A 17,423-nucleotide genomic window follows, 5' to 3' on the forward strand; every position below is an offset into this window, starting at 1 on the left:
CGCTTCTGCTGGGGTCGGTGAAGTCGAACATCGGTCATACGCAGGCTGCTGCGGGTGTGGCGGGTGTGATCAAGATGGTGCTGGCGATGCGGCACGGTGTGCTGCCCCGCACCTTGCATGTGGACGAGCCCACGTCCCGGGTGGACTGGACGGCCGGCGCCGTCCGGCTGCTCCAGGAGAACACCGACTGGCCGCAGACGGCGGACCGTCCGCGTCGGGCGGGCGTCTCCGCGTTCGGCGTCTCGGGCACCAACGCGCATGTCGTACTGGAACATGCCCCCCAGGAGCCCGCGGCGGGCCCGGACGCTCCCGTTCCCGTCCCGTCGGCCCTGGTCCTGCCGTCCGCGGCGGTGCCGTGGCTGGTCGCCGGCCGCACTCCGGCCGCCCTGCGCGAGCAGGCCCGTCGGCTCGCCGACCTCGTGCGGTCCCGCCCGGCCACCGATCCGGCGCGCACCGCCGCAGCGCTGCTGACCAGCCGGTCCGTCTTCGAAGAACGTGCCGTGGTGCTCGGCGCCGACCGCGAAGACCTGCTGCGCGGCCTGGACGCCCTGGCCGCCGGCCATGCCCGGCCCGGACTCGTCACCGGCTCCGCCGCGGGAAGCGGCCGGACCGCCTTCCTCTTCGCCGGACAGGGCTCCCAGCGGCCGGGCATGGGACGTGAACTCCACCAGACGTACGAGGTGTTCGCGGACGCCTTCGACGAGGTGTGCGCCCAGGCCGACGCCGGCCTCGAACGGCCTCTGCAGGAGGTGGTGTTCGGCGATGACGCGGACCTGCTGAACCGTACCGAGTACGCGCAGCCCGCCCTGTTCGCCCTGCAGGTCGCCCTGTTCCGGCTCGCCGAGTCCTTCGGCGTACGTCCCGACGTCGTCCTCGGCCACTCCATCGGCGAACTCGCCGCCGCTCACGTCGCCGGGGTGTGGTCCCTCGCCGACGCCTGCCGCCTGGTGGCGGCCCGCGGGCGGCTGATGCAGGCGCTCCCCGAGGGCGGCGCCATGCTCTCCCTCCGGCTTCCCGAAACCGAGGTGCTGCCCCTGCTGGAGGGACGCACCGACCGCGTCGGCATCGCCGCCGTCAACGGCCCCCGCGCCACGGTGATCGCCGGCGCCGCCGACGACGTCGGGGAGATCGCGGAGCGGGCGAGGGCGAACGGCCATCGCGCCACCGCGCTCCGCGTGAGCCACGCCTTCCACTCGCCGCTGATGGAACCGATGCTGCGCGACTTCCGGCGGGTCGCCGAGTCGGTGGAGTTCCACACGCCGCGCCTGACCGTCGTCTCCGACCTCACCGGCCGCCCCGCCGACCCCGACGACCTGACCTCCCCCGAGTACTGGGTGCGGCACGTCCGGCACACCGTCCGCTTCGCCGACGGCGTACGCACCCTGGCCGGCCTCGGTGTCACCCGCTGCCTGGAACTGGGTCCCGACGGCACCCTGTCCGCCCTGGCGGCGGAGAACCTGCCGACCGAGCACGAGGTGCTCGCCGTTCCGGCCCAGCACAAGGACCAGCCCGGACCCCGTGCCTTCGAGACCGCCCTCGCCGCCCTGCACACCCGGGGCGCCGACCTCGACTGGAGCGGCCTCATCACGGGCTCGGGCACGGGGACGGACACGGGAACCCCCGCCCCGCCGGAACCGCTGCCGACGTACGCCTTCCAGCGGCGCCGCGCCTGGCTGCCCGCCGCGCCGTCCGGCGCCGCCGGGATGCGGGCCGCGGGCCTCGGCGCCGCGCGCCACCCGCTGCTCGGCGCCACCGTCGAACTCGCCGACGCGGGCGGCGTCCTGCTCACCGGCCGGTTGTCCGTGCGCTCCCACACCTGGCTCGCCGACCGGGACGTGGCGGGCGGCACGCTGCTGCCCGGGTCCGTCCTCGTCGAACTGGCCGTGCGCGCGGGCGACGAGGCCGGCTGCACCGTCCTGGAGACGCTGACCCTGCGGGAACCGCTGCCGCTGCCCGCACAGGGCGGGGTCCGGATGCAGATCCTCGTCGGGACCGCCGACGACACGGGGCGACGCACGGTGACGGTCCACTCCCGGCCGGACGACGAGGGCGACCGGCCCTGGCGTTGCCACGCCGAGGGCGTCCTGACCACCGTCGCCCAGCCCGCCGCGAGCATGTCCGGGACGGACGTCTGGCCGCCCGATCAGGCCGAATCCGTCGACGTGGAGGAGCTGTACGAGCTGCTGTCGCTGCGCGGCCACTCCTGCGGTCCGGCCTTCCGCGCGGTGCGGGCCCTGTGGCGCCGCGGCAGCGAGCTCTTCGCCGAACTCGCCGTGCCGGACGGGGCGCGGGAGGCGGGCGCCGCCGCCTTCGGTCTCCATCCCGTGCTGCTCGACGCCGCGGCGCAGACCGCCCTGTGGGCCGCGCCCGAGGCGGGTGAGGGCCACGTCGCGCTGGCGCAGGGCTGGCAGGGCGTCACCGTGCACGCGACCGGTGCGGTCGCCGCCCGGCTGCGGGTCACGGGCGCGGGCACCGACCGCGTGTCCCTCACCCTGGCCGACGCTCACGGAACGGCGCTGGCCACCGCCGACTCCGTCACCCTGGCCTTCCCCGCCGTGTCCGCGTTGGTCGCCGATCCGCAGGTCGAGGGACTGTACGCGCTGGAGTGGGCGCCTGTGTCCGGGCAGGCCGCCCGCCCGGGGTCCGCCGCGGGCGGCGACGGCGACTGGGCCGTGCTCGCCCCGAGCGGCGCGGCGCTCGCCGCCCACCTCGCCGAGCGCGGTGTCACCGCCGGCGTCCACCACGACCTCGCCGCGCTGCGGACCGCCCTGGACGAGGGCGCCGCGGCGCCCACGACGGTGCTGCTGCCGGTCGCCTCCGCCGACCGCTCCGACGACGACGGCATGAGCCCCGCAGCCGCGGCTCAGGAGGCCACCGCGGCCGTCCTGGCCACCCTCCAGGAATGGCTGGCCGACGAACGCCTCGACGGATCCCGGCTCGCGGTGCTCACCCGGCACGCGGTGGCCGCCGCACCCGAGGACCGCGTACCCGACCTCGTCCACGCTCCCGTCTGGGGACTGGTGCGCACCGCCCAGTCGGAGCACCCCGGCCGCTTCCTGCTCGTCGACCGTGACACACCCGACTCCTTCCCGTTGTCCGCCCTGCAGGGCGAGGAGCCCCAACTCGCCGTTCGCGGCGAAGCGTTGCTGGCGCCCAGGGTCGTGCGCGCGCCCCGCTCCGCCGAAGCGGCGCCCTCCGGATTCGGACCCGAGGGCACGGTGCTGATCACCGGCGGCACCGGCGGCCTGGGCGCCCTGACCGCCAGGCATCTGGTGGCCGGGCACGGCGTACGGCGGTTGCTGCTGGTCAGCAGGTCCGGGCCCGAGGCGCAGGGAGCGGCCGCGCTGCGCGACGCGCTGACCGGGCTCGGCGCCCATGTGACGGTCGAGGCGTGCGACGTCTCGGACCGCCGCGCGCTGACCGCCCTGCTCGCCGCCGTGCCGGACGAGCACCCGGTCACCGCGGTGGTGCACACCGCCGGCGTCCTCGACGACGGTCTGCTCACGTCCCTCACGCCCGAGCGCCTGGCCACGGTCTTCGCCGCGAAGGCCACCGCCGCCGCCCACCTGCACGAGCTGACCCGGGACGCGAACCTGTCCGCCTTCGTGGTGTTCTCCTCGGCGGCGGGCCTGCTCGGCAATCCCGGCCAGGCCAACTACGCGGCCGCCAACACCTTCCTCGACGCCCTCGCCGGGCACCGCCGCGCGGCCGGACTGCCCGCGACCTCACTGGCATGGGGGCCGTGGGAGCAGTCCGCGGGCATGACGGCCGCTCTCGACGTCGCCCACACCGCGAGAACGGCCGCCCAGGGAGTCGTTCCCCTCTCCGCCGAGCGGGGACTGTCCCTGTTCGACGCAGGCACGGCCGCCGGGCGGGCGCTGCTGCTCGCCACGCGTCTCGACACGCGCGCCCTGCGGGCCCGCGCCGAGGCCGGTGAGCTTCCCCCGCTGCTGCGCGGACTGCTGCGCGTCACCGTCCGGCGTGGCGCCTCCGGCACGGCCGGCGAGGGCGGCGGATTCGCCCGGCGGCTCGCCTCACTGCCCCGGGCCCGGCGGCGCCGCGCGGTGGCCGACCTCGTCACCGGCCAGGTCGCCGCGATCCTCGGCTACGACAACACCGAACTCCTCGGCTCCGACAAGCCGTTCAAGGAACTGGGGTTCGACTCGCTCGCCGCCGTGAACCTGCGCAACCGGCTCGGTCAGGAGACCGGACTGCGCCTGCCCACCACCCTCGTCTACGACCACCCCACCTCCGGCGCCCTGATCCGGCACCTGGCCGCGGAACTGGGCCTGGACACCGAACCGGGCCCGGGCGGTGAACTCACCGACGCCGACGACGCCCCCGGCCGCGCGGACCACGCCGTAACCGACGACGACCCGGTGGTGGTCGTCGGGATGGGCTGCCGCTACCCCGGCGGAGTGGACTCGCCCGAAGCACTGTGGCGCCTGGTCGCCGCGGGCGCCGAGGGACTGGGCCCGTTCCCGACCGACCGCGGCTGGGACCTCGACGCGCTGTACGACCCGGACTCCGACCGCCCCGGCACCACCTATGTCCGCGAAGCCGGATTCCTCTACGGATCCGGCGAGTTCGACGCCGAGCTCTTCGGTGTCTCGCCGCGCGAGGCGCTCACCATGGACCCGCAGCAGAGGCTGCTGCTGGAGACTTCCTGGGAGGTCTTCGAGCGGGCCCGGATCGCACCCGCCTCCCTCAGGGGCAGCCGTACCGGCGTGTTCGCCGGCGTGACGTATCACGACTACGCCTCCGGGATGCAGATGGGCACGGCCGGCAACGTGGCCGCGGGCCGGGTGTCGTACGCCTTCGGTCTCGAGGGCCCCTCGGTGGCCGTGGACACGGCCTGCTCGTCCTCCCTGGTCGCCCTGCACCTGGCGGCTCAGGCGCTGCGCGCCGGGGAGTGCGACCTGGCGCTGGCGGGCGGAGTGGCCGTCATGTCGCAGCCGGACCCCTACGTGGCCTTCAGCCGGGAGCGCACCCTCGCCGCCGACGGCCGGTGCAAGCCGTTCTCGGCTCACGCCGACGGCACCAACTGGGCCGAAGGCGTGGGCCTGTTGCTTCTGGAACGGCTCTCCGACGCCCGGCGGCGCGGTCATCCGGTGCTCGCCCGGATCGCCGCCAGCGGCGTCAACCAGGACGGTGCCTCCAACGGTCTCACCGCTCCCAGCGGACCGGCCCAGCAGCGGCTGATCCGTCAAGTGCTGCGCTCCGCCGGACTCCGGGCCGCCGACGTGGACGCCGTCGAGGCCCACGGCACGGGCACCCCGCTCGGCGACCCGATCGAGGCCCAGGCGGTCCTGGCCACCTACGGGCAGGACCGTCAGCGTCCGCTGTGGCTGGGCTCGATGAAGGCCAACATCGGTCACACCCAGGCGGCCTCCGGTGCGGGCGGCGTCATCAAGATGATCATGGCGATGCGCCACGGCGTCCTGCCCCGCACCCTGCACACCGACCCGCCCACCCCGCACGTCGACTGGTCCGCGGGCGCTGTGGAACTGCTGCGCGAGGACGCGCCCTGGCCCCCCGGCGACCGCCCGCGCCGGGCCGGTGTGTCCTCCTTCGGCATCAGCGGCACCAACGCCCACGTCATCATCGAAGAGCCGCCCCGGGACGGGGAAGACGCGTTCGACGGCGCCGACGCCCCCGTCGACGCACAGACCGCCGACGGCGCCCGGGCCGGGGCGCCCCGGCCCCCCGGCGGAACCCCGCTGCCGCTGCCGCTGTCCGCGCGCAGCGCCGAGGCCCTGCGCGGCCAGGCGGTTCGCCTGCACGCCTTCCTGACGGAGGAACCGGCGCCGAGGCTGGCGGACGTGGCCCTGTCGCTCGCCACCACCCGCTCCGCCCTGGAACACCGAGCGGTCCTCACCGTCCCCGACCGTGACACTGCGCTGCGCGTCCTGAAGGCCCTGGCGGACGGAACCGAGCCCGGGACCTCCGTCGTCAGCGGCACCGCCCCGGCCGGCTCCGCCGAACCCGCCGTCGTCCTCGCCTTCGAGCCCGCCGACACCCGGTGGACGGCGGACGCCGCACCGCTGGCCGACACCGCCCCGGTGTTCGCCGGGACACTCGCGGCCTGCGGACGCGCCCTGGCCGGACTGGTCGACTGGACCCCCGCCGACGTCCTGGCCGGACGCACCGCCCCCGACTGGAAGGAACGGCCGGAGATCGCCGCACCGCTCGGCTGGGCGGTGGCCGTCGCCGTGACCGCGCTGCTGCGCTCGTACGGCATCGAACCCGCGGCGGTGACCGGTCGAGGACTCGGCGAGATCGCGGCGGCGTGCGCCGCCGGGCTCCTCCCGCTGGAGACCGGCGCCCGGCTCGTGGCGCACCACAGCCGGACCACGCAGGGGGACCTGCCCCCGGTGCGCTTCGGGTCCGCCGACACGCCGTTCTGCTCGTCCGCGACCGGTGGCTGGCTCGACGGCGACGAGACCGGCGCCGCCCGGTGGGCCGCACTCCTCGCACACGATCCCGGAAGGCCCGGGCAGGCGCTGCGGACGCTCCTGGACAGCGGTCACCGCACGCTGGTCGTCCTCGGGTCACCGGAGAAGGGCGCGGAACCGGCCCCGGACGGCGCCGGACCCGGCGCGCGCGCCGAACTGCCGGCGCTCACCCGCCCGGACGGGCCCGGCCTCGTGACCCTCCTCGCCCAGCTGCACGTCCGGGGCGTCGACGTCCACTGGAACGCCGTGCTCGCACCCACCGGGGCACACCGGATCCCGCTGCCGACGTACGCCTTCCACCGCCGCCACTACTGGATGGCCCCCGCCCGGACCCCCGGCGCCCCCGCCACGACCCCGGCGGACCGGCACCCGCTGCTGGACTCGGTCGTCGAACTGCCCGAGCCGGACGGGCTGGTGCTGACCGGCGCGCTGTCGCGCACGGCACAGCCGTGGCTTGCGGCCCACGCCGACCCCGGCACGGCGGCCGTGCCCGGATCGGTGCTGGTCGAACTCGCCGCCCAGGCCGGTGAGCGGGTCGGTTGCGACCAGATCGTCGAACTGACGTCGCAGGCTCCGCTGGTCCTGCCCGAGCGGGACGAGGTCGCGCTGCGGGTCGCGGTCGGCGAGCCGGATTCCGCGGGGGAACGCGTCCTGCGCGTCCACTCCCGCCGCACGGGCGCGCTGCCCGGCACACCCTGGACGTCGCACGCCCGGGCGGTGCTGCGCCCCGGCGCCGCGCCGGCCTCCTTCGACCTCGAACTCTGGCCGCCCGCCGACGCCGAGCCCGCCGACCTCACCGACCTGCCCGTGACGCCCGACGGAGGTCTGCGGGGGCTGTGGCGGCGCGGCGACGACCTGTTCGCCGAGGTCGCCCTCACCGCCGGACACCAGCCGCAGGGAGCCTCCTGCTCCCTGCACCCGGCGCTGCTCGACACCGCCCTGCGCACCCTCGTCCTCACGGGGGACGCCCCCGGCACGGACGGACCGGCGCTGCCCGACTCGTGGCGCCGGATGGCGCTGTACGCCGTCGGCGCCTCGTCGTTGCGCGTCCGCCTGACCCGTACCGGGAGCGACACCGTCGCCGTGGAGGCCGCCGACGACACCGGGCTGGCCGTCCTGTCGATCGGCGAGATACGGCTCAGGGCCGCCGACCCGGCACGGCTCACCGCCGCCCGCACCGCACAGCACGGTCCGCTGTTCCGGCTGGAATGGCCCGAGACCCCGTCCCCGGCCGCCGCGGAGAAACCCCGCTGGGCGCTCGTCGGCCCCGATCCGCTCGGGGCCCGCGCGGCCCTGATGAAGGCGGGCGTCTACACCGAGGCGTACGACGGCCTGGCCGCGCTCGCCGAGGCGCTGGACTCCGGAGTGGCCGCGCCCGAGGCGGTCCTGGCCGGCTGCGTGCCCGAGCCCGGGGACGCCACCGGCGCCGCCGCGGTGCGGCACACGGCCGCACTGGCGGCGGCGTGGCTCTCCGACGACCGCTTCGCCGACGCGCGGCTCATCCTCCTGACCAGCGGCTCGCTCACGGGCGACGGCACCCGGGCGCCGGACCCGGCGGTCGCCGCGGTGTGGGGCCTGATCCGTTCCGCCCAACTGGCCGAGCCGGGCCGGCTGGTGCTCGCCGACCTGGACGGCAAGCGCGCCTCCTGGCGCGCCCTGCCGGCGGCGCTGACCCTCCCGGAGCCGCAACTCGCCCTTGTCCAGGGAACGGCGCGCGTTCCACGGCTCGCCGCGGCGACCGCCGTCGCCGACGGAGCGGGCCTGCCGGCCGACCCGGAAGGGACCGTCCTCGTCACCGGCGCCGACCGGCCGGCCGGCGCCGAGATCGCCCGGCACCTGGCGGAGCGCCGGAACGTGCGCCGCCTGCTGCTCGCCGCCCCGGCGCCCGGCGAGGAGCAGCACCTGCTCAGGGACGAACTGGCCGACCGGGGCGCCGAGGTGACCGTCGCCGCCTGCGACCCGGCCGACGGCGAGGCACTGGCCGCCCTCCTGGCGTCGGTGCCGGCCGCGCACCCGCTGACGGCTGTCGTGCACGCGGCCGGGGTGCCGAGCACTCCGGAGCCGGACGACGCGGCGGCCCCGCAGGCGGATCCGCTGGAGGGGGAACTGCTGGCCGCCCTCCGTCTCGACGAGCTGACGGCGCCCGGCCGGCCCGGTTCCGCCGCGGTGCCCCTGGTCCTCCTCTCGTCGGCCGCCGGCACGCTGGGAGCCGCCGGACACGGCGACGAGGCCGCCCTGGGCGCCTTCCTCGACGCCCTGGCGCGGCGTCGCGGTGCCGCGGGGCTGCCCGGGCTGTCCGTGGCGTGGGGCCCCTGGGACGGCCAGGACAGCGCCGCGGGCGCCGCGCCCGCGGGAGTCGGACGGCTGCCCCGGACGGCGTGCCGCGACCTCTTCGACGCCGCCTGCGCACAAGGCGCCCCCAGCGCCGTCCTGCTGCGCCCGGACACCGGTGCGCTCCGCGCCCGCGCGGGCGACGCGAGCCTGCCGGCGCCGCTGCGGAGCCTGGCCGGACCGCCCGCCCGGCGCCGGGCGGGGCGGCCGGGATCCGCGGGTGCGCTCAGCCTGCTCCGGCGCCGCCTCGCGGGGCTGGCCGACGCCGAACGCGACGCCGTTCTCATCGACCTCGTGCGCACCGACGTGGCGGCGGTGCTCGACTATCCCTCGTCCGAAGCCGTCGAGGACACCCGCGCCTTCCGGGACATCGGCCTCAACTCGCTCACCGCCTTCGCCCTGCGCAACCGGCTGCGCGAGACCACGGGGCTGCGGCTGCCCGCCGCCCTGCTGTTCGAGGCCGACACCCCCGTACTGCTGGTGAAGCGTCTCAAGGAAGAGCTGCTGCGCCGGTGACACGGGCGTCCCCGCCCGTCAGCCGCCCGGAGCATGCGCCGGCACGTCCCGCACGACCCTCACGACCCTCAAGGAGAACACGCAGATGAAGACGAACGGCGTCTACGTCGACACCGTCGGGGTGTACATCCCGGAGCGGCGGGTGACCGTCGAGGAGGCCGTCGAGCAAGGGCTCTACGACGAGTTCTCCGTCCAGTACGCGACCGGGCTCACCGCCGCCTACATCGCGGGCGACCTGCCCGCGCTCGACATGGCCGTGAGCGCCGCCCGCCAGGCCTACCGGCGCTCGGGCAACGAGATCGACGACCTCGACTTCCACGTCCACTGCACCGCCGTGCAACACGGCCCCGAGGGCTTCTACCCGCCCGGGTACGTGCTGCGCGAGCTGGGCGCGAGCGGCGTGGCGAGCACGGACGTGCGCCAGCACTCCAACGGGCTGCTCGCCGGGATCGAGGTCGCCGTGGGCCGGCTCACGGGAGCGGCGGGCGCCGAGACGGCGCTGGTGACGGCGGCGGAGAACTTCACCAGCCCGCTCATCGACCGGTGGCGCGGCTTCGGCACCGGATTCACCGCCAGCGACGGGGGCGCCGCCGTCCTGCTCAGCGGCGAGGGCGGGTTCGCGGCGCTGCGCGCGGTGAACTCCGGCACGATGCCGGAGCTGGAGCAGTGGCATCGCGGGGAGGAGTCGCTGCTGCCGTTCCGCGGGGAGGAACGCAAGGCCTCCGGCACCATGGAACTGCTGATGTACTTCAACCAGCACGTGATGCCGCTCGACAAGTGCATGGAGATGATCCGCGACTTCGAGCTGGACCTGGTGCACCGCTCGCTGGTGGACGCGGGGCTGAACGCGTCGGACCTGCGCTGGGTGGTCGCCGCGAACAGCGACTCCCTCATGGTCGAGCAGACGAAGATGCAACCGCTGGGCCTGCCGATGTCGCGCTCGACCGCCCACTTCGGCAAGGAATACGGTCACATGGGCGCCTGTGACATGGCGGTCTCCCTGAACCACCTGCTCACCAACGGGCTGGTGGCCCCGGGCGACAACATCCTGATGACGACGTCGGCGGCCGGCTGGGTGTCCACCTCGGCCGTGCTCACCGTCCTCGAGATCCCGCACTGGGCCCGGGCCTGAGATCCCGGGCCACCCGCGCCCGCTCCGGTGGCCCGGAGAACGCGGAACCCGGCACCACATGGTCGTGGTGCCGGGTCCGCCGCGGTCGCGCTCCGGCTCACGCGTCCCGGTTGCGCAGCACGAGATACCCGCCGAGCAACGCCGCGGCCACCCAGGCCAGCATGATCAAGAGCCCGCCCCCCGCCCCGTAGGGCAGGTCCTCCTTCGGCACCACCCGCACCATCGCGGCACCGGCCTGGTCGGGAAGGTACCGGACGACCTTCTTGGCGCCCGGCACCGAGGCCAGGATCTGCGTGACGAGGAAGAAGAACGGCATCAGCACGCCCATGGACACGATCGAACTGCGCAGCATGGTCGCCACGCCCATGGAGAACACGGCCATCAGCGTCATGTAGAGCGCCGCGCCGAACGTCGCCCGCAGGACGTTGTCCGCGCCGAGAGTGGTGCTGTGCGATCCGAGTGCGGCCTGCCCCGCGAAGAACGTCACGAACGTGGTGGCCAGGCTGACGGCCAGGGCGGCGCCGGTCGCCACCGTGACCTTGCCGAGGTAGAAGACGCCGCGCCGGGGCACCGCCGCGAGCGAGCTGCGGATCGAGCCGGTGCTGTACTCGGAGCCGATCACCATGACCCCGAACGCGATCATCGCCAACTGGCCGAGGAGGCCGCCGGTGAAGCTGGTCCCGGCGGCGTCGAAGGAGAGCTTCTCCTGCTCCGAGAGCTTGTCGTAGTCGGAGTTGGACAGCGCGCTCACGAGCGTGCCGAAGGCCACGGTGACGGCGAAGGCGGCGAACAGGGTCCACCCCGTGGAGCGGACCGTGGTGAGTTTGGCCCACTCGGAGCGCAGGGTCGCAGCGGGTGCGGACATGGGTCAGGACTCCGTTTCGGTCGTCTGCGGCGCGTTCGCGACGGCGCTAGGCGCGGCGTCGGCGGAGGAGAACGCGCCGGTGCGGTACTCGGCCGCCTCACCCGTCAGGGCGATGAACGCCTCCTCCAGGGAGGCGTGCTGCGGGCTCAGTTCGTGCAGCGGGACGCGGTGCTCCAGGGCCAGCTCCCCGAGCCGCTCCGCCGGGGCCTCCGTCACCTCGAACGCACCCGAGGGGTTCTCGGTGGCGGTGATGCCGGCCGCCGCGAGCGCGTCCCGCAGCTTCTCCGGTTCCGGGGTGCGCATCCGCACGAACGAACGGGAGTTGGCGTCGATGAACTCCTGCATGCCGGTGTCGGCGAGGAGCCGGCCCCGGCCGATGACGACCAGGTGATCCGCCGTCAGCGCCATCTCGCTCATGAGATGGCTGGAGACGAACACCGTGCGGCCCTCCGCCGCCAGCCGCTTCATCAGCGTACGGATCCAGTGGATGCCTTCCGGGTCGAGACCGTTGACCGGTTCGTCCAGCATCACGATCTCCGGGTCGCCGAGCAGCGCCGCGGCGATGCCGAGCCGTTGCCCCATGCCGAGCGAGAAGCCCTTGGGCCGCTTCCTGGCGACCTCGCCCAGACCGACCTCCTGGAGCACCTCGTCGACCCGCTGCACCGGTATGCGGTTGCTGAGGGCCAGGCATCGGAGGTTGTCGTACGCGCTGCGGCCGCCGTGCATCGCCTTCGCGTCCAGCAGCGCGCCGATGCGGCGCAGCGGTTCGTCGAGCCGGGCGTAGGGTTCGCCGTCGATGAGGACGTGGCCCGCCGTGGCACGGTCCAGACCGAGCATCATCCGCATCGTGGTGGACTTGCCCGCTCCGTTGGGGCCGAGGAATCCGGTGACGCAGCCTGGTCGCACGGTGAAGGTGAGGTCGTCGACCACCACCTTCTCGCCGTACCGCTTGGTCACTCCCGCAAGCTCGATCATGCGTCCACGCTAGGCGGAGTCACCCCTTCCGCGTGTACCCGTGAGGCCATGTCTAGGGGTTCCCCCAGTTTTGCGCGGTCAGCGGGAGGACAACGCCGCCAGATCCCCCGACTGAGCGGTGTAGTACGGCAGATACGCGTCCAGCAGCGCTCCCAGATAGTCCGGATCCGGGATCGCCGCCCGGAAGTCCGGTACCAGCCGCCGCAGCCGTTCCACAGACGCACGGGTGACGGCGGTCGGACCGGACCGGTGCACCCGCCGGGCCGTGACGCCCAGCCGGTCCTCGACGGCGGTCACGATCGCCTCGACCGGTTGCGGGACTCCCGAAGCCACGTTCACCACCTCGCCGTGGACGCCGTCCTCGAGCAGTCTGCCGACCGCGTGCACCAGATCCCGCACGTCCAGGAGGTCGCGGTGCGCTCCCTGATGCACCGTCACCTCTCCCGCCGCTATGTGCCGCACGAGGGTGGGCAGCAGCTGGTGCGGCCGCTGATGGTGGCCCACGGCGTGGCTCACCCGCAGGATCAGATGCTCGACGCCCGAGGAGCGCACCACGCTCTCCAGTGCCAGCTTGTGCCTCCCGTACGACGTCGGCGGCCGCAACGGCCCCGTCTCGCCCACCGCTTCGTGCGTGAAGCCGTACATGGAGAACGAGGCGGTGGACAGGAACAGCAGCCGTCGGCCCTCCAGCCGGCACGCGTCCAGCACCTCGTAGAGGAGCAGGGCCTCACGGTCGTACTCGGACGCGGCCGTGGTGGCCGTGCTGGAGACCCCGGAGGCGATCGCGGTCACGTCGGGGAAGCGGTCCTCGAAGGCCTCGGTCAGGTTGCGGGCCAGAAAGCCGTCACCGATGATCCGCACGGCTGCCTCCCGGGCCCGAGACGGCCTCCGTCGCGCAGAGTCCCGCGCCGGGCGGGCCGGAGGCGATCCCCGTGACGCTGCGCAGGGCCGCGACCAGCGTCCGCGCCTGCACGTTGACGTAGTGGCTGTACTTCAGCAGCTCCCCGAGCTGACGCAACGTCACCCACCGGTAGTCGCCGGGGACCTCGGCGGGGACGCCCTCGTCCGCCTCGATGACCAGGTACCGGTTCTGCGCGTTCAGGAAGCGGCCGCCCTCCTCCGACAGCACCGTGTCGAACAGCACCTGCTCCGGGCGCGCCCCGGTCACCAGGTCGAGGAAGCGGGGGCGGCCCGACGCGGGCAGATGGGCGTAGTTCTCCGGGGTGCACTGCACGGTGGGGCCGAGTTCGACGACGTCCAGATACCCCGGCTCGACCCGGGCCTGCACCAGACAGTGCGGCACGCCGTCGATCCGGCGCACCAGCATCGCCGAGACCCCGATGCCGTGCGGTTCGAGCAGCGGCTGCGACCAGGACGTCACCTCACGCCTGTTGGACAGGACGTCCACCGGCACGATGCTGAAGAACAGGCCCCTCCGGTGGGAGATGCGGTCCTCGGCGCGGACCCAGTCCCGTCCCTCCACCTCGCTGAGGGGCAACAGGGAGGCGCTGACGTCACGTTCGCTCTGCTGGGCGGTGATCCAGCTGCGGACCGCCACGTCCGAGTGGATGCCGGTGGCCGGCCCGCTCCCGTGGTGCCAGTCCGGCAGACAGGAGAGCACCGTGCGTGCGTCCATGTTGACCAGATTGTCGTAGTGCAGCAGGGCGTTGACCTGCCGCAGCGTCAGCCAGCAGAAGTCCTCGCCCGCCTCCACCTCCGGACCGACCTCGACGATCATGTTGCGGTTGCGCTTGCAGAAGAACCACGAGCCCTGTTCGGACTGGAGCACATCGGCCAGCACCCGGTGCCCCCGGGCCTCCGGCTCCCGGAAGCAGTCCAGATAGGGCACCGGCGAACCGCCGTGCACGCGCGTGTAGTTGCTCTTGGTCGCCTGAACGGTAGGGGACAGCTGAACGCCGTTGACATTGCCCGGCTCGGACTTCGCCTGCATCAGACAGTGGAGGACCCCGCCGGTCTCGCGGACGGCGAGACCGAGGATGCCTATCTCCGGTTGCCTGATGATCGGCTGGGTCCACTCGGGCACGGGGCCGAAGTCGGTCTGCACCCGCATGCCGCGCACGGTGAAGAAGCGTCCGCTGTGATGCGCCAGGTCGCCGGTGTCCGGGACGAAGCCCCAGCCCGCCATCTCGCCGAAGGTCGTGCGGCGCACCACCTGACTGTGCCGGCGACGGCGCCGGTCGAACCAGTCGAAGAACTCCACGTCGGACATCGCCTCGCCGCCCGTGGCCGTCGCGGAGACGGCCAGCCGCGCGGCCAGGAGCGCGTCGCTGTCGGACTCGGGACCGGTCGTGCTGAGCTGGGGCATCGCTGCCTCTCCATCGGATCGTCATCGGTTCGACGCGCCCCACGGCAGCCGGCGCGGCCCGTGGAGCGGGGGCTACCGAGGTGGGCGGGAGACGTCGGGGAAAGCCGTCCCCCCGGGTGCGGGCGGCCGCGGTGCGCCGGACACGGCCCGTGACGCAGGCCGGCCTGTCGGCCGGCAGCCCGGTCCGTCGCCCGCGCGGCGAACGACGGGTGCCAGCGCGGTCAGCACCAGCCCCTCGTCCACCAGCCATCGGCCGGTGAGCCCGGCGCCGCCGACCGGACCGGCGAACTCGGGAGGCTCGGGCGCCAGCACCGTCACCTCGAACGTGCCGCACGCCGCGCCGGCGAGGTCCCGCCCCCGGGTGAAGCGCAGCCGGGCCTCCTCGAACCCGAGCGGCCGGCGGGCCAGCGGGAACCACACCTTGTAGACCGACTCCTTCGCGCTGAACAGCAGCCGGTCCCACGGCACGTGCGGCGCCGTCCGCCTCAGCCGGGCGAGATCGGCGCGCTCCTCGGGCAGCGACACCGCCTCCAGGACGCCGTCCGGCAGCGGAGCCGCGGTCTCTGCGTCCACGCCGAGCGCCGCCAGATCCGTGGCGCGGGCGACCGCCGCCACCCGGTAGCCGTCACAGTGGGACATCGCGCCCACCACCCCGGCGGGCCAGCGGGGTTCTCCTTGCGGGCCGGGCAGCAGCGGCCCGGCGGGAAGCCCCAGCGCGGCCAGCGACAGACGGGCGCACCGGCGGCCGGTGGCGAACTCGCGCCGGCGCTTGTCGACCGCCCGCGCCACCACCGCCTCCTCCTCCGGGAACAGCGGCGGTGCGCTCAACTCGTCGCGCACCTCGGTCACCGCGACCGCGCCCGGCAGCAGACGGCGCATCAGCGGCGTCACCGGGCGCCTCGCCGGGGCAGGATCTCGCGCAGCAGCGGATCGGGCATGCCGTGGGCCTGCCACTCACGCGGGTAGCCCAGCGACACCTCGCGGTGCGGTACCCCGTCGTGCCAGGTGGTGCGCGGGATGTGCAGATGCCCGTAGACGACGGTGGCCGCTCGGTAGCGCCGGTGCCAGTCGTGGGTGGCGGTGGTCCCGCACCACAGGGCGAACTCCGGGTACCGCAGGATCCGGGTGGGCTCGCGCACCAGCGGGAAGTGGTTCACCAGCACGGTCGGCAGGTCGGGCGGACAGGCGTCCAGCCGCTCCCGTGTGTACGCCACCCGCGCCCGGCACCAGGCCGCCCGGTCCGGGTGGGGGTCGCTGTGCAGGAGGAACTCGTCGGTGGCCACCACCCCGGCCTTCTCCGCCCGGGCCAGCGCGTCGGCGGTGCCGGCGGCGCCCGGCGGCAGGAACGAGTAGTCGTAGAGCAGGAACAGCGGCGCGATCACCACCGGCCCGTCCGGTCCCGGCCACTGGACGTAGGGGTCCTCCGGGGTCAGCACCCCCAGCGACCGGCAGAGTTCGACCAGAGCGCGATAGCGGGCCTCACCGCGCAGGGACACCGGATCGTCGGGGTGGGTCCACAGCTCGTGGTTGCCCGGCACCCACACCACGGTCGCGAACCGCTCGGCGAGCAGCCTCAGCACCCACTCGACATCCGCCGTCAGCTCCCCGACGTCACCGGCGACGATCAGCCAGTCCGAGGGATCGGACGGGCGAAGCTCCCGCACCACGGCACGGTTCTGCTCGTAGGCGACATGCAGGTCACTGACCGCGAAGAGCCTGCCGCCCGTGACTCGGCTCACCGCTTCCCCGTCCCGCCCGGGACAGGCCGTGGAACCGTGGTGGTGGGCATGGGAACTCCTCGCTGGGGGCCCGGAGCCTCGGATACGCGTCCGGCGCTCAGCTTTATGCCACCGTGCCGTCCCACCGCACAACGCGCAGCCGTGCCACAGCCCCAAGGACAGGGGAAACGCCCAGACTTCGGGCCCCGAGGGCCGTCACGGCCCCGTGATGCGGGATAGTCGGCGGCACACCGGACAGGAGCACTCCAGTGATCCGGACCGCCCGAACCCGCTGAGACAGGACGGACGAACAGCGTGAGCCCTTCCCCCGCGGACACCCTGTGGTGCCGACGGTTCGACCCGGCCCCCGAAGCCGCCCACCGCCTGGTCTGCTTCCCCCACGCCGGCGGCTCGGCCAGCTACTACCTCCCCGTGGCCACCGCGCTCAGCCCGAGCGTCGACGTCGTCGCCGTGCAGTACCCCGGACGTCAGGACCGGCGCAGCGAGCCGCTGATCGACGACATCGGTACGCTCGCGGACCAGGTGCACGAGGTGCTGCGCGGGTGGGACGACCGCCCGCTGACCTTCTTCGGGCACAGCATGGGCGCGCTCGTCGCCTTCGAGGTCGCCCGGCGGTCCGAGGCCGAGGGCAGCGGTCCGCTACGGCTGTTCGCCTCGGGCCGGCGTGCCCCCTCCCGCCACCGCGACGAGAACGTCCACCTCCGCGACGACGACGGCGTCATCGCCGAGATCAAGTCGATGAGCGGCACCGACGACCGGCTGCTGGGAGACGAGGAACTGATCCGCATGATCCTGCCGGCGCTGCGCGGCGACTACCGGGCCGTGGAGACGTACCGGTGCGCTCCGGGCGCCACGGTGGACTGCCCGGTCACCGCGCTCGTCGGCGACATCGACCCCAAGACGTCGATCGACGAGGCCCGGGACTGGGAGAAGCACACGACCGCGGACTTCGACCTCCAGGTCTTCCCCGGCGGTCACTTCTACCTCAACAGCCGGTCCGCGGACGTGCTGAAGGTGCTCGACGGGCACTTCTCCGCTCGGACCGAGCCGCACGACACCTGACGGCACTCCGCTCCGTGCGCTC

The 17,423-nt window shown here is 74.3% G+C and carries 9 protein-coding genes; 3 read left to right on the forward strand and 6 right to left on the reverse strand.

Annotated features, from left to right (window positions below):
• Both IE239_RS29555 and IE239_RS29560 read left to right on the forward strand, forming a co-directional pair.
• On the forward strand, nucleotides 1–9,302 hold a 9,302-nt coding region (locus tag IE239_RS29555; protein WP_190152484.1), incomplete at its 5' end, for an SDR family NAD(P)-dependent oxidoreductase.
• A gap of 85 nt (nucleotides 9,303–9,387) precedes the next feature.
• The gene (locus IE239_RS29560; protein ID WP_190152485.1) at nucleotides 9,388–10,434 is read left to right on the forward strand and encodes a ketoacyl-ACP synthase III family protein; all 1,047 of its coding nucleotides are present in this window, start codon (nucleotides 9,388–9,390) and stop codon (nucleotides 10,432–10,434) included.
• A gap of 97 nt (nucleotides 10,435–10,531) precedes the next feature.
• Here IE239_RS29560 and IE239_RS29565 read toward each other — a convergent pair whose 3' ends face one another.
• The 6 genes from IE239_RS29565 to IE239_RS29590 all read right to left on the reverse strand — a co-directional run bounded on the left by IE239_RS29565 (nucleotide 10,532) and on the right by IE239_RS29590 (nucleotide 16,339).
• A complete protein-coding gene (locus tag IE239_RS29565) occupies nucleotides 10,532–11,299 on the reverse strand; it encodes an ABC transporter permease (RefSeq protein ID WP_190152486.1) in 768 nt (255 codons plus the stop codon).
• Nucleotides 11,300–11,302: 3 nt separating this feature from the next.
• The gene (locus IE239_RS29570; protein ID WP_190152487.1) at nucleotides 11,303–12,274 is read right to left on the reverse strand and encodes an ABC transporter ATP-binding protein; all 972 of its coding nucleotides are present in this window, start codon (nucleotides 12,272–12,274) and stop codon (nucleotides 11,303–11,305) included.
• A 78-nt stretch (nucleotides 12,275–12,352) separates the two neighbouring features.
• Nucleotides 12,353–13,135, reverse strand: a complete 783-nt coding sequence (locus tag IE239_RS29575) for an NAD-dependent epimerase/dehydratase family protein (RefSeq protein ID WP_190152488.1) — start codon at nucleotides 13,133–13,135, stop codon at nucleotides 12,353–12,355.
• Nucleotides 13,119–14,600, reverse strand: coding sequence for an NDP-hexose 2,3-dehydratase family protein (locus IE239_RS29580; protein ID WP_190152489.1), 1,482 nt, complete (start codon nucleotides 14,598–14,600; stop codon nucleotides 13,119–13,121). Before IE239_RS29580 ends, IE239_RS29575 begins: the two co-directional genes overlap by 17 nt.
• 72 nt (nucleotides 14,601–14,672) lie before the next feature.
• On the reverse strand, nucleotides 14,673–15,491 hold the full coding sequence (locus IE239_RS29585) for a 4'-phosphopantetheinyl transferase family protein (RefSeq protein WP_229878386.1): 819 nt from the start codon (nucleotides 15,489–15,491) through the stop codon (nucleotides 14,673–14,675).
• The gene (locus IE239_RS29590) at nucleotides 15,488–16,339 is read right to left on the reverse strand and encodes a metallophosphoesterase family protein (RefSeq protein ID WP_190152490.1); all 852 of its coding nucleotides are present in this window, start codon (nucleotides 16,337–16,339) and stop codon (nucleotides 15,488–15,490) included. Before IE239_RS29590 ends, IE239_RS29585 begins: the two co-directional genes overlap by 4 nt.
• A 294-nt stretch (nucleotides 16,340–16,633) precedes the next feature.
• Here IE239_RS29590 and IE239_RS29595 point away from each other — a divergent pair, with 294 nt between their 5' ends.
• Nucleotides 16,634–17,401, forward strand: a complete 768-nt coding sequence (locus IE239_RS29595) for a thioesterase II family protein (protein ID WP_190152491.1) — start codon at nucleotides 16,634–16,636, stop codon at nucleotides 17,399–17,401.
• Nucleotides 17,402–17,423: the final 22 nt, after the last annotated feature.

The organism is Streptomyces humidus (genome assembly GCF_014649655.1).
Taxonomy (GTDB): Bacteria; Actinomycetota; Actinomycetes; order Streptomycetales; family Streptomycetaceae; genus Streptomyces; species Streptomyces humidus.

Coding starts and splice junctions, on each gene's coding strand:
- IE239_RS29560 (WP_190152485.1), top strand. CDS start 9,388: ATGAAGACGAACGGCGTCTACGTCGACACCGTCGGGGTGTACATCCCG.
- IE239_RS29580 (WP_190152489.1), bottom strand. CDS start 14,600: ATGCCCCAGCTCAGCACGACCGGTCCCGAGTCCGACAGCGACGCGCTC.
- IE239_RS29565 (WP_190152486.1), bottom strand. CDS start 11,299: ATGTCCGCACCCGCTGCGACCCTGCGCTCCGAGTGGGCCAAACTCACC.
- IE239_RS29570 (WP_190152487.1), bottom strand. CDS start 12,274: ATGATCGAGCTTGCGGGAGTGACCAAGCGGTACGGCGAGAAGGTGGTG.